12 protein-coding genes are annotated in these 12600 nt (G+C 38.0%); all 12 read left to right on the forward strand.

The window, feature by feature from the left end; genetic code table 11:
• The first annotated feature begins 18 nt into the window (after positions 1 to 18).
• The 12 genes from E5355_RS04410 (at position 19) to tpx (ending at position 12407) form a co-directional block, all read left to right on the forward strand.
• Positions 19 to 1161, forward strand: coding sequence for a glycosyltransferase (locus E5355_RS04410; protein WP_117588525.1), 1143 nt, complete (start codon positions 19 to 21; stop codon positions 1159 to 1161).
• Complete coding sequence (locus E5355_RS04415; protein ID WP_136009408.1) at positions 1151 to 2188, forward strand: glycosyltransferase family 4 protein; 1038 nt, start codon at positions 1151 to 1153, stop codon at positions 2186 to 2188. Before E5355_RS04410 ends, E5355_RS04415 begins: the two co-directional genes overlap by 11 nt.
• 69 nt (positions 2189 to 2257) lie before the next feature.
• Positions 2258 to 4381 (forward strand): bi-domain-containing oxidoreductase, encoded by a 2124-nt coding sequence (locus E5355_RS04420; protein WP_136009336.1) that lies wholly within the window; start codon positions 2258 to 2260, stop codon positions 4379 to 4381.
• A 13-nt stretch (positions 4382 to 4394) separates the two neighbouring features.
• On the forward strand, positions 4395 to 6266 hold the full coding sequence (locus tag E5355_RS04425; protein WP_136009337.1) for an alginate lyase family protein: 1872 nt from the start codon (positions 4395 to 4397) through the stop codon (positions 6264 to 6266).
• A 1-nt stretch (position 6267) separates the two neighbouring features.
• Positions 6268 to 7485, forward strand: a complete 1218-nt coding sequence (locus E5355_RS04430; protein ID WP_136009338.1) for a glycosyltransferase family 4 protein — start codon at positions 6268 to 6270, stop codon at positions 7483 to 7485.
• A gap of 206 nt (positions 7486 to 7691) precedes the next feature.
• On the forward strand, positions 7692 to 8066 hold the full coding sequence (locus E5355_RS04435; RefSeq protein WP_136009339.1) for a hypothetical protein: 375 nt from the start codon (positions 7692 to 7694) through the stop codon (positions 8064 to 8066).
• 5 nt (positions 8067 to 8071) lie between these two features.
• The gene (locus E5355_RS04440) at positions 8072 to 8482 is read left to right on the forward strand and encodes a hypothetical protein (protein ID WP_136009340.1); all 411 of its coding nucleotides are present in this window, start codon (positions 8072 to 8074) and stop codon (positions 8480 to 8482) included.
• A gap of 30 nt (positions 8483 to 8512) precedes the next feature.
• Positions 8513 to 9121, forward strand: a complete 609-nt coding sequence (locus E5355_RS04445) for a sugar transferase (RefSeq protein WP_136009341.1) — start codon at positions 8513 to 8515, stop codon at positions 9119 to 9121.
• A 9-nt stretch (positions 9122 to 9130) separates the two neighbouring features.
• Positions 9131 to 9721 carry an acetyltransferase gene (locus tag E5355_RS04450; protein ID WP_136009342.1) on the forward strand — a complete coding sequence of 197 codons (591 nt, stop codon included), beginning with the start codon at positions 9131 to 9133 and terminating at the stop codon, positions 9719 to 9721.
• A gap of 13 nt (positions 9722 to 9734) precedes the next feature.
• Positions 9735 to 10976, forward strand: coding sequence for a DegT/DnrJ/EryC1/StrS family aminotransferase (locus tag E5355_RS04455; protein WP_136009343.1), 1242 nt, complete (start codon positions 9735 to 9737; stop codon positions 10974 to 10976).
• A 229-nt stretch (positions 10977 to 11205) separates the two neighbouring features.
• The gene (locus tag E5355_RS04460; RefSeq protein ID WP_136009344.1) at positions 11206 to 11799 is read left to right on the forward strand and encodes a master DNA invertase Mpi family serine-type recombinase; all 594 of its coding nucleotides are present in this window, start codon (positions 11206 to 11208) and stop codon (positions 11797 to 11799) included.
• Between the two features lie 107 nt (positions 11800 to 11906).
• Positions 11907 to 12407: a thiol peroxidase gene (tpx, locus tag E5355_RS04465; protein WP_136009345.1), complete on the forward strand. Its 501-nt coding sequence runs from the start codon at positions 11907 to 11909 to the stop codon at positions 12405 to 12407.
• Positions 12408 to 12600: the final 193 nt, after the last annotated feature.

The raw sequence follows: 12600 nt of genomic DNA on the forward strand, positions 1-12600 counted from the left end.
TTTAAATAGTTTTAAGAGATGAAAAGTAAAGTAATATTAACAATGATATATGATATCAAGTTATTTCCACCAGTGATATCTATATGTAACATATTGTCGGAATTAAATTATGAAATAGTATATATCGGTGGTTGTTCGAATGTGGCCATTGAAAGGGCATTGATAGAAAAAAATCATGTAAAATTCTATAAGACACCATTGTATGGTGGAAATGGAATGCAACGAATAATTCAACAGTGGAAATATCGAAAGCAAGTATTGAAAGTATTGAAAACTGAGTATAGCTCCAAAAATACATTTTTGTGGTTGTTACATTCTGAAACAGTCAGTCTATTTTCTGGTGTATTAGAACGTTATAATACGATATCTCATTTGTTTGAATTTAAGAATCCATCACAAAAATGGGCATACAAACTATTAAATCCTTTTTCTTCTTTTGAGGATAATTTAAAGAAGTCGAAGAAAATTATTTGCTGTGAGTATAATAGGGCTCATATCACTAAGGCTATTTATAACTTAGAAAAATTACCTTATATATTGCCCAATAAGCCTTATAATAAACAATCGGAGGAATCGGTAGTATTGCCTCTTTCTATACAGGAAATAGTAGCAAAATACAAGAACAAGAAAATTATATTGTATCAAGGTATTTTTATTGCTGAAAGAAAAGTTGATGATTTTATAGAGGCTGTAAATTTATTGCCAAATGATTATGTCTTGTTTCTTATGGGGGGAGGAACTTCTTTATATGATGAGTTAAAAAATAAATATCAAAGTGATAGAATAGTTTTTTTGCCATTTTTAGCCCCTCCTTTGCATTTAGAAATAACCAAATTGGCACATATAGGAATACTTGTGTATATAGTAAATGGAGTTCCTATTAATCATGCAATTAATGTATTGTATTGTGCTCCGAATAAGCTTTATGAATATTCTAAATTTGGAATTCCAATGGTTGCCAATGATTTACCAGCATTGAATATGGCTTTTTATCAAAACAAAGCAGGGGTTTGTTTGCGGTCATTATCTGCAAAAGAAATTAGTGAAGCAATACTTAAAATTGATTCTGATTATGAGGGATATTCTCAATCATCTTATCAATTATATAATAGTATTGATATGGTTGATCTTGTAAATAGTATCGTAAGTGATGAAGGTTGAACTTTGGGGAACATATCCTCCTCCAATTGGTGGAGTTTCCATTCATATATATAGATTGATTCATAATTTGCATAAATTGGATTCTTCTATAATATTGCGTAATTTTGGGAAACATGTACCTGATATTTCCTATGTAAAACGCGTGTCTTATCCTTGGATGGAGTTTCTTCTTTTACCTTTTAGAAAGAAGAAAGTGATTCATTTACATTCCAATAATCTTTCTGCATTTGCTTTATTTCTTCTGTTAGGAGGAAGACATAAGGTTGGCGTTACATTACATAATCAGAATCTGATAAGGGAAACCTCTTATATTAAAAGAAAAATTATTCAGCTTTTTCTTCAAAATGCGGCTTTTGTTATTTTAAATGATGATAATTATTCAGTAAAGTTATGTTCGTACTTTCGATGTTCAAATGATAAATTCCATATACTTCCTGCTTTTTTGCCTCCGACCCAATCCGAATATTTAGGATTAAGTAATGAAATACTACTTTTTAGGAAGCAACATTCTTTTTTATTTTCAGCAAATGCTTATAAGCTACGTTATGAAAATGGCATTGATATATATGGTTTTGATTTATTGATACAGTTAGTGAGATCTTTGAAAGAGAAAGGTATTAATGTAGGGCTTGTTTTTTGTTTACCGATGATTGGAGATATGGAATATTATCAGAGATGCCTTTCTTTGATAAAAGAAATGAATATTGACGATAATATTTTAGTTGTACAAAAAGAAATGCCTAATGGATTTGAGGTTTGGAAATTATCTGATTTGTTTATCAGACCTACATATACTGATATAGAAGGCATTTCTGTAAAGGAAGCTCTGTATTGTGGTACTCCTGCTATAGCAAGTGATGTTTGCAAAAGGCCTAGTGAAGCTATTTTATTTAAAAATAGGAATTACGAAGATTTGGAGGAAAAAGTTTTAGCTTTCTATAAGAATCATAATCAATCTCAAATTAGAAATGTCTCTTTTGTGGATAGTACGGTTTCACAATTATGGGATATATACAAATCTGTATAATAATATTATTGATTTTGCATTAAAATAGATTCTGTTGAGTATTAGAAGGTGTTATAAAGGAAATTAATCATGAAGCAAATAATTCAAGATATGAAATCAGGGAGGACTGTACTTGAAGAAGTTCCGGTTCCTCAGGTAAAATCAGGTTATGTCTTGGTTAAAACATCTTGTTCTTTAGTGTCTTTAGGGACAGAACGTATGCTTGTCGAGTTTGGAAAGGCAAATTTGATAGACAAGGCTCGTCAACAGCCTGATAAAGTAAAACAAGTACTTGATAAGATAAAGACAGATGGTTTGCAACCTACATTGGAGGCGGTTTTTAATAAACTGGGACAACCGTTGCCTTTAGGGTACTGTAATTCCGGTGTAGTGGTTGCTGTAGGAAATGGAGTTACAGAATTTAAGGTGGGCGATCGTGTAGCCTCTAATGGACAACATGCCGAGTATGTTTGTGTACCTAAAAACTTGGTAGCTAAAATACCGGAAAATGTTTCGGATGAAGAAGCTGCTTTTACTGTAATTGGGTCTATAGGTTTGCAGGGTATTCGTTTGTTGAATCCGCAACTGGGAGAAACCGTTGTTGTAATCGGGTTAGGGTTGATTGGACTGATAACGGCGCAGCTATTGAAGGCGAACGGATGTAAAGTTATAGGAGTTGACTTTGATGAAGAAAAAGTGGAGTTGGCCCGCACGAAAGGAGTAATAGGCATAAATCCGGCAAAAGGAACAAACCCTGTGAAATATGTACTTGAAGAAACGGCTTCACATGGGGCTGATGCTGTATTGATTACCGCTTCTGCCAAAACAGATGAAGTGATTCATCAAGCGGCTGAAATGTCAAGGAAAAGAGGACGTATTGTACTTGTGGGTGTGATAGGATTGGATATTCGTAGGGATGATTTTTATAAAAAGGAGTTGTCATTCCAGGTTTCTTGTTCCTATGGTCCGGGACGTTATGATGAAGATTACGAAAATAAAGGAATAGATTATCCGTTACCTTTTGTACGCTGGACAGAAAAAAGAAATTTCGAGACTGTTTTGCAGGCAATATCCATGGGAAATATTGATGTGAAATCATTGATTACTGAAGAAGTGGATTTGAAGGATTATGAAAAGATATATGGGGACATGCGTAAACATGGTTCTATCGCTTCTATCTTGAAATATCCCGTTGATGCAAAACGAAATACGATAGTTGAGGTTGCTTCTGCTGACTTTTCAGCAACAAAAGGACAAATAGGCATTATTGGCGCCGGAAACTTTACATCGGCAACGATGCTGCCTGCTTTGACGAAAGCAGGAGCGCATATTCGGTATATTGCGAGTGCGCAAGGTTTGTCTGCTAAAGTTCTGGCTCAAAAGGCCGGTGCCATGAAAGCAACTTCTGATTACAAGGAAATCTTGAAAGATGAGGCTGTGGATTTGGTAATGATTACAACCCGTCATAATCTTCATGCTTCAATGGTGCTGGATGCATTACGAGCAAAGAAACATGTATTTGTAGAGAAGCCGTTGTGCTTGAATCAAACGGAATTGAATGAGATTACTGAAACTTATCGGGAAGCACAAAAGAATGGAGTAACATTGACTGTGGGATACAACCGACGTTTTTCTCCTTTCGCAGTAAAAATGAAACAGCTTGCCGGAAGCGGAGTGAAAAATATTGTGGCAACTATGAATGCCGGATTTATACCGTCTGAAGTATGGGTGCATGATTTGAAAGTAGGAGGAGGACGTATTATTGGTGAGGCTTGCCATTTTATTGATTTGTGCTCATTTTTCGCAGACAGTAAGGTTGTAGCCGTATGTATGAATGCAATGGGGGAAAATCCTGAAGAGAATACGGATAATGCGAGTATTTTGCTAAGATATGAGAATGGGGCGAATGCCGTGATAAACTATTTTGCTAATGGTAGCAAGTCTTATTCGAAAGAGAGAATAGAAATCTATACACAAGAAAAGACGCTGGTTCTTGACAATTGGAGAGAACTGAAAGGGTATGGTTGCAAAGGATTCTCTAAAATGAAAAAAGGCATGGATAAAGGACATACTACCCAATTTGCTTTATTGAATGATAGAATACAAAACGGAGGAGAAGCTTTAATTCCATTTGACTCTATTGTAAATACAGCCAAGGCATCGTTTGCTTGTATCGATAGCTTGAAGCAGAACAAGTGGATTGAGATTGAATAATTCTGTGTTCCTTATGAATAAATTTCTTCTTTATTTTCAGTTATTTCATAACATGGGAATAAAGTACTTTTTGTTTCGTATCCAGTATGAAATACGCCGTAAAGGGGGAATGTTGAAAAGAGCATACCCTATTTCTTGGGAGGATAAAGAATATTTGTCATTGGCGGATTGGAGAAAGCACGCAAAACCCTTTTTCTTTTCAAGTAGAAAGAGCGTGAAATTGACCCATACTGATAGTAGGGTACTTTCAGAGAAAGTCAATAGAATGAAGCGCGGTGAATATTGCTTCTTTTCTGCCGTTTGGTACAACCTTGGAACGGATTATGACTGGCTGACAAACCCTGATACGAACTATAAATATAACGCGAATGTACACTGGACGACAGTAGAGGATATTGTGCCTGAAGCAGGGGATATAAAGTATGTATGGGAAAAGTCCCGTTTTTCTTTTCTCTATGACATTATCCGCTATGATCAAAAGTCTGGTGAAAATCATGCGTCTTTTGTATTTTCTCAAATAGAGGACTGGATTCATAAAAACCCGCTTAATTGTGGACCTAATTATAAATGTAGTCAGGAAATATCTTTGCGTGTATTGAATTGGTTATTCGCACTTTATTATTATAAAGATTCGGTTGAATTGACGGAAGATGTTTTTAGGTTAATCATCCAGTCTGTTTATTGGCAAATGAAGCATGTACGTGCAAATATAAATTTTTCCCGGATTGCAGTGCGTAATAATCATGCAATAACGGAAACGTTGGCGTTGTATCTGATAGGTCTGTTATTTCCTCAATTTCCAGAATCTGGAGAGTGGAAAAAGAAAGGGAAAAAATGGTTTGAGCAGGAGATAAAATACCAGGTGGCAGAAGATGGTACTTATCTGCAATTCAGTATGAATTATCATCGGGTAGTGGTTCAGCTTTTGACATGGGCCATTACTCTGGCAGACAGAAATGGGGAGCGGTTTTGTGATGAAGTATATAAACGTGCTTATCAGTCTGTGAATTTTTTGTATCAGTGCCAGGATGATTTGACTGGCTGGCTACCTAATTATGGCTCAAATGATGGAGCTTTGTTTTTTAAACTTAATGATTGCGATTATCGTGATTATCACCCTCAACTCGATGCGTTACATTATTTGCTTACTTCCGAACATTTGTATGATCGGCAATATGAGGATAGAGAATGGTATTTGTGCGAGTGGAAAGCAAACCGACAGATGTATCCACCAATAAAAAAACAGTTTGGTTGCATTTCTTTTGATAAGGGAGGATATTATTGTATTCGTGAAAAGGATACTTTTTCTTTTATCAGATGTGGAAGATATAAGGACCGACCTGCGCATGCGGATAATCTGCATTTGGATATTTGGTATCAGGGAGAAAATTATTTGTTTGATGGGGGGAGTTATAAATACAATACAACAGAGAAGTTACTTCGATATTTTATGGGTACGGAATCTCATAATACAATAATGCTTGAAGGACATGATCAAATGTTGAAAGGATCTCGATTTATTTGGTATAATTGGTCGCAAGCAGAGTGGAGTTCGTTGAAAGAAACAGAGGATGCCTATATATTCGAAGGAAAAGTCTCTTGTTTTACTTATTTGAATAAGGGAATGAAACATTATAGAAAGATTGTAAAATGGAAAAACACATGTAAGTGGGAGATAGAAGATTGTATAGATGGTAAACCTCAAAATATGAATATGTGTCAGTTATGGCATACAAATAAGGATAATCTTAGCTTGGAATCAAACGGTGAAACTGTTGATACAGAACAATTATGCTCTAATTATTATGGCCAAACGACTAAATGTAGGCAAATCGAATTTCAGACTAAAAATAGCTCGATAAAAACAATCCTTCAATTTATATAAAATGAAAGTGCTTTATTTCCATCAACATTTTACCATTCCCACCCAAGCGGGGGGGACACGTTCTTATGAATTGGCAAAACATCTGATTTCCAGAGGCCATTCTGTTTGCATGGTTTGTGGTGAAACGGCCAAGCTGGATTTGCCGAACACAACGATGAAAAATGTTCATAGAGGAATGGTCGATGGTATAGATGTGATTCAGATAGCTTTGCCTTACTCTAATAAGGATGGCATCGCCAAAAGGGCATGGACTTTCGTGAAGTTTGGATGGAAGGGTATTCAAATAGCATTGAAAGAAGATTATGATTTGTTGTTTGCAACTTCTACTCCTTTGACAGCCGGTATTCCAGGCATAGTAATGAAGTTGTTCCGGAAGAAAAAATTTATTTTTGAAGTTCGTGACTTGTGGCCTGAATTACCTAAGGCCTTAGGTATGAAGAATCCTTTTTTATTGTGGGGGATGAATATTTTGGAGTGGTTGAGTTATCATTGCGCGGATGCTTGTGTTGGTCTTTCTCCTGGAATTTGTGAAGGAATTAAAAGAAGGAGCCAGTCGGGCAAGCGTATTTCGATGATTCCGAACGGGTGTGATTTGGAGATATTCAAGCCATCTTCACGTGATAATCTTTCGTTGGAGGGCATTTTCGAAACAGATAAAGTGGCGGTTTTTACTGGTGCACATGGAATTGCTAATGGTTTGGACGCAGTGTTGGATGCTGCTGCAGTGCTGAAGGCAAAGCAACGGACGGATATTGTGTTGGCATTTATAGGAGACGGTAAAATGAAACCGCATTTGATGGAACGAGCTCGAAAAGAGCAATTGGATAATTGTCGTTTTTATAATCCGATGCCTAAGAAGGAACTAAATAAAGTTGTTGCATCAGCAGATTTGGGTTTGATGGTATTAGCTGATGTTCCGGCTTTTTACTATGGAACTTCACCTAATAAGTTTTTTGATTATATATCTTCAGGATTGGCTGTCTTAAACAATTATCCAGGTTGGCTTGCTGATATGATTCAAGAAAATAAGTTAGGGATTGTTGTTCCTCCCAAGGATGCAAATGCTTTTGCCGAAGGCTTGATTTCTTTATTGGACGATGATACATACAGAGCAGAGTGTGGGCAAAGAGCTCGGGCATTTGCAGAAGCTAATTTCTCAAGGAAATTGTTGGCGGATAAATTTGTTTCTTTTTTAGAGGAAGTGATTTCTTTTGTATAAAAATCATTGTTGATAACCAATAATATAGCAAAAGGTTAAATAATCAATGTTTTGCCGGTATTTATATTGACTATTTATAGTCTATTGTTATATTTGCAAAATCAATTATTTAACAAAATCTAATTGGTATTAGAAAGGGAAGATATATAATGTGTTGTGTTGAAGTCATTAAAGATAATATTGTTGCTATTCAAACGGAATCGGCAATGAATAAAAAGGCTATGGATAAGGCTATTGATACTTATTTGGATATAATTTTAGATATTCAGAAAAACATACGTAGTTTGAATAAATCTATAGCTGAACTTTATGATTTGATTCATGATAATTTCTCTCAATTAACAAAAGAAGACTATTCTCAGATAGCTGATATGTATAAAAAGCTAATTCGGAATCTGATTGGATTATATACAACTTATCGAACATCCCATTTTTATTCCGGTATAAAAACCGATTTGAAGAATTTTAAAAATGGCATTGATGATTTGCAGGAGATAGGGAAGGATATTAGAATATTTATTGTTTCACTTCCTCAAAATAATGATTATAGGGATTTGGTTGGTTTAATCAATAGCTTATAATTGTTGTGCTTGTTTTTTATTCCATTCAGGCATTTCGAAATGCCCTAACAAAGCTTTGTTCTAAGCCCAAAGAAGGTTATGGCAGTGTTGTGAAAGATATATGTAACTCATTTAAGGATAAATCTATAGAGGAAATTCGCATAAATCGGGACATGGTGCTTAATGAAGATAATTTTACTATTATCAAATTTAGAGTGCCCAATAGCGGACAGAAGCTAAGTAAAAAAGATGGTTTCAGACTTATTTATTTAGTTCATAAACAAAGAGAAGAGATTACTTTCTTATATATCTATCCCAAACGAGGACCACAAGGTTTGATTACCCTCAAAGACAATGATATAATCTCCTTATTGAAGGATTATGTTGACGAAAAACAAGATTTAGTATCTCATGATATAGCAGATAATTTGGGGTAATCTTTCGCACACAATCTTATTTTTTTGACCATGTATTCTCATTTTTTTAAGAGGGTGATTGACTTCATCCTCGTGTTTTGTGTGTTGGCTTTGATTTGGCCGATACTGTTTCTCGTTGCCCTTTGGTTGTATTTTGCCAATAAGGGTGCCGGAGTATTCTTTACTCAGGAGCGTCCGGGAAAGGATGGAAAAATCTTTCGGGTTATAAAGTTTAAAACCATGACGGATGAACGGGATGCGGAGGGTAATTTGTTGCCAGATGCCGTACGTTTGACAAAAGTTGGAAGTTTTGTACGTTCTACTTCGATTGATGAGCTTCCACAATTACTTAATGTCTTGAAAGGAAATATGGCTTTGATAGGTCCCCGTCCTTTATTGCCTCAATACTTACCGCTTTATAGTAAAGAGCAAGCCCGTCGTCATGAAGTCCGTCCGGGGATTACGGGCTGGGCTCAGGTAAATGGGCGCAACACCATTTCTTGGTCTAAGAAATTTGAATTGGATGTGTGGTATGTAGATCATTGTTCTTTTCTACTTGATTTGAAAATTGTTTTTATGACGATAAGAAAGGTATTTATAAGGGAAGGTATCAGCTCTGATACTTCGGCTACGATGGAAGTTTTTACTGGAAATAACTAATATCAGAAAATGTATTTATATGGTGCCAGTGGTCATGCCAAAGTGATCATTGATATATTACGTGCTAATCATGAACCGATTGAAGCATTATTTGATGATAATGAGAAAGTCCATCATCTTTTTGACTATCCCGTATTACGCCCGTCGAAGGTCTGCGGACCATTGATAATCAGTATCGGGAATAATGGCATTCGCAGGAAGATTGCCAAGGAGTTGAAGGTGGAATATGGCAAGGCTTTTCATTCTTCTGCAATTATATCTGAAGAAGCTGAGATAAGAGAAGGCTCGGTAGTTATGCAGGGAGCAATTGTGCAGTCGGATGCTTGTATTGGCAGCCATTGTATTATCAATACCGGTGCTTCGGTGGATCATGAATGTCTGATTGCTGATTATGTGCATATTTCTCCCCATTGTACGCTTTGTGGCAATGTTCAAGTTGGCGAGGGGACATGGATTGGTGCCGGCAGTGTTGTTATTCCGGGTGTTAAGATAGGGAAGTGGAGTATTATAGGTGCCGGTTCCGTTGTTACAAAGGATATTCCGGATGGTGTGTTGGCTGTAGGGAATAGGTGTAAGATTATCAAGAATATAGTTTTGTAAATCACGTAATTTTATGGATAAGAGAATTTATCTTTGCCTTGCTCATATGAGCGGCAAGGAGATGGGCTTCATACAGGAAGCCTTTGACACAAATTGGGTGGTTCCACTCGGTCCGAACGTGAATGCCTTTGAGCAGGAACTGGAACATTTTGTTGGTCAGAACAAGAAAGTGGTCGCATTGAGTGCCGGTACGGCAGCGGTGCACCTGGCTCTGCTGGCCTGTGGAGTGGGGCAGGGTGATGAAGTGATAGTACAGAGTTTTACATTTTGTGCCTCAAGTCATCCAGTGACGTATCTCGGTGCTACACCCGTATTTGTGGACAGCGAGGAGGATACCTGGAATATGGATCCTGTACTTTTGGAGGCAGCGATTCAAGACCGTATCAATAAGACGGGTCGGAAACCCAAAGCGATTGTTCCGGTGGCTTTATATGGAATGCCTTACAAGATAGATCAAATCATGTCGGTGGCAGATAAATATGATATTCCGGTTATAGAGGATGCCGCCGAAGGCTTTGGCAGCAAGTTTGACGGGCAAGTCCTCGGAACTTTTGGCAGATATGGCGTGCTTTCCTTCAATGGCAACAAGATGATAACGACCAGCGGTGGCGGTGCTTTGATTTGCCCAGATGAGGATGTCAAGAAAGAGATTATGTTCTATGCCACCCAGGCCCGTGAGTCCTATCCCTACTACCAGCACGAGCGTATAGGCTATAACTATCGGATGAGTAACATTTGTGCCGGTATCGGTCGCGGCCAGATGACGGTGGTGGATGAGCACATAGCACACCATAAGCATCTGTGCGGTCTGTATCGTGAGCTGTTGGCTGATGTGGAGGGAATCACGCTTCATGAGAATCCTTCGGAGTGTTATGACAGCAATTATTGGTTGAACACGGTACTGCTTGACGAGAATCTGCATGTGAGGGATGAGGAGGATGCCTACCGTGAGACTGTGAAAGGTGCCGTAGGTGGTGCTGCGGGTGTTACGCATGAGTCGGTTAGCGCCCATACTTCTTGTGAACCCAATCGTAATGTGGAAGCCATGCGTATTTGCTTGGACAGAGCCGGTATCGAGAGCCGTCCCTTATGGAAGCCTATGCATCTTCAACCGGTTTATGCTCAGAGTCCTTCTTATGTAAATGGTGTCAGTGAGAGTTTGTTTAAGTGTGGTCTTTGCTTGCCGAGTGGTCCTTACGTGACGGAGGAGGATGTGAGATACATTGTGGATGAAATGAAGAAGAGTATACGATGAAATCTACATAGTATCAATTTTTTATGAACTAATTTTAGAAAACAGCTTCAGTGGGGCTGTTTTCTTTGTTTATAGGCATATTTGAGATGCTTACCGAGAGTCTTCCTTGACTTCGGGGGATGTTCATAATATGATTCTCTGTGATATAGAGTCATAGTTGTGTGTTGCCACTCTTGCTTGAATAACCGTTCTTTGGTGGTGAATAATAACCAATAAACGTTTATCAATTATGGCAGTAGTAGCTTATTTAAGAGTAAGTACAGAAAAACAGTTTCTAGAGAATCAACGCGAGGAAATTATACGCTTCGCGGAAAAGAAAGGGTTGAGCATCGACAGATGGTACACGGAGACGGTCAGCGGAAAAGTGAGTAGCAAAGAGCGTAAACTGGCGGGCTTGTTGGACCGGATGAAACCGGGAGACTCCTTGATTATAACGGAGATCTCACGGCTTAGTCGGACACTGCTGGAGATAATGACCATTCTTAACTCTTGCATCAAAAGGGGAGTGGTGTTGTACAGTACCAAAGAGGGGTATGTATTTCAGAATGACATCAATAGCAAAGTGCTGGGCTTTGCTTTTGGACTGATGGCCGAGATAGAGCGTAATCTGATTTCCATGCGTACCAAAGAAGCGCTGGAACGACGGAGGAAGGAGGGAAAGCATCTGGGCAGGAAGAAAGGAGACACGCCCAAAATGAAGATACTCTATGCGAACAAGAGGAAACTTGTGAGGGAGCACCAAAGAGGAGAGTCGTGTGCCGAACTTGCCCGGCAGATGGGAGTGTCACGGACTACGATGTTTCGTTTTCTGAGACGATATTGAGCAATTCGGCTAGACGAAAATGTCATAGGCGGGATTCCTTTTGACATGCTTCGGATGAACTTTTTCTGTATGTAATTTGTTGTGTATACATATAATTTGATAAAACTATGGCTACAACAAAATTTAAAGGACAACCGGTAAAGGTTATCGGTGAATTTATAAAGGTGGGCTCTGTTGCCCCCGATTTCGAATTGGTAAAAACAGATTTGTCTTCATTCTCTTTGAAGGAACTGAACGGGAAGAATGTTATCTTGAATATTTTCCCCAGCCTTGACACTGGTGTGTGCGCTACTTCTGTACGTAAGTTCAATAAACTGGCTGCCGGCCTGTCTGATACCGTGGTGCTGGCAATCTCCAAGGATTTGCCTTTCGCACATGCGCGTTTCTGTACAACGGAAGGTATTGAGAATGTGATTCCTTTGTCTGATTTCCGTTTTTCCGATTTTGATGAAAATTACGGGGTACGCATGGCGGACGGACCGCTTGCCGGTCTGTTGGCGCGTTCGGTAGTGGTTATCGGCAAGGATGGAAAGATTGCTTATACGGAATTGGTACCTGAAATTACACAAGAACCAGACTATGATAAAGCTATTGCAGCTGTAAAGTAGAAAGATTGGATTTAGGATAAACAATGAAAAAGCGGTGGACGGAATTTTTTATGCTCTCCACCGCTTTTTTATAAGCATCAATTGAAGTGTATATATCATCAATAGTTCGTTAAACATTTCCTTAACACTTATGCAACGATTGCCGCAGATTTAATTTCCTCTTCCCATAGTTTTCGATTTATTTCTGGATTCG

Origin of the sequence: Bacteroides muris (ex Afrizal et al. 2022), from assembly GCF_004793475.1 — a bacterium.
Classification (GTDB): Bacteria; Bacteroidota; Bacteroidia; order Bacteroidales; family Bacteroidaceae; genus Bacteroides; species Bacteroides muris.

Coding starts and splice junctions, on each gene's coding strand:
- E5355_RS04415 (WP_136009408.1), top strand. CDS start 1,151: ATGAAGGTTGAACTTTGGGGAACATATCCTCCTCCAATTGGTGGAGTT.
- tpx (WP_136009345.1), top strand. CDS start 11,907: ATGGCTACAACAAAATTTAAAGGACAACCGGTAAAGGTTATCGGTGAA.
- E5355_RS04430 (WP_136009338.1), top strand. CDS start 6,268: ATGAAAGTGCTTTATTTCCATCAACATTTTACCATTCCCACCCAAGCG.
- E5355_RS04425 (WP_136009337.1), top strand. CDS start 4,395: ATGAATAAATTTCTTCTTTATTTTCAGTTATTTCATAACATGGGAATA.
- E5355_RS04410 (WP_117588525.1), top strand. CDS start 19: ATGAAAAGTAAAGTAATATTAACAATGATATATGATATCAAGTTATTT.
- E5355_RS04420 (WP_136009336.1), top strand. CDS start 2,258: ATGAAGCAAATAATTCAAGATATGAAATCAGGGAGGACTGTACTTGAA.
- E5355_RS04450 (WP_136009342.1), top strand. CDS start 9,131: ATGTATTTATATGGTGCCAGTGGTCATGCCAAAGTGATCATTGATATA.
- E5355_RS04445 (WP_136009341.1), top strand. CDS start 8,513: ATGTATTCTCATTTTTTTAAGAGGGTGATTGACTTCATCCTCGTGTTT.
- E5355_RS04435 (WP_136009339.1), top strand. CDS start 7,692: ATGAATAAAAAGGCTATGGATAAGGCTATTGATACTTATTTGGATATA.
- E5355_RS04460 (WP_136009344.1), top strand. CDS start 11,206: ATGGCAGTAGTAGCTTATTTAAGAGTAAGTACAGAAAAACAGTTTCTA.
- E5355_RS04455 (WP_136009343.1), top strand. CDS start 9,735: ATGGATAAGAGAATTTATCTTTGCCTTGCTCATATGAGCGGCAAGGAG.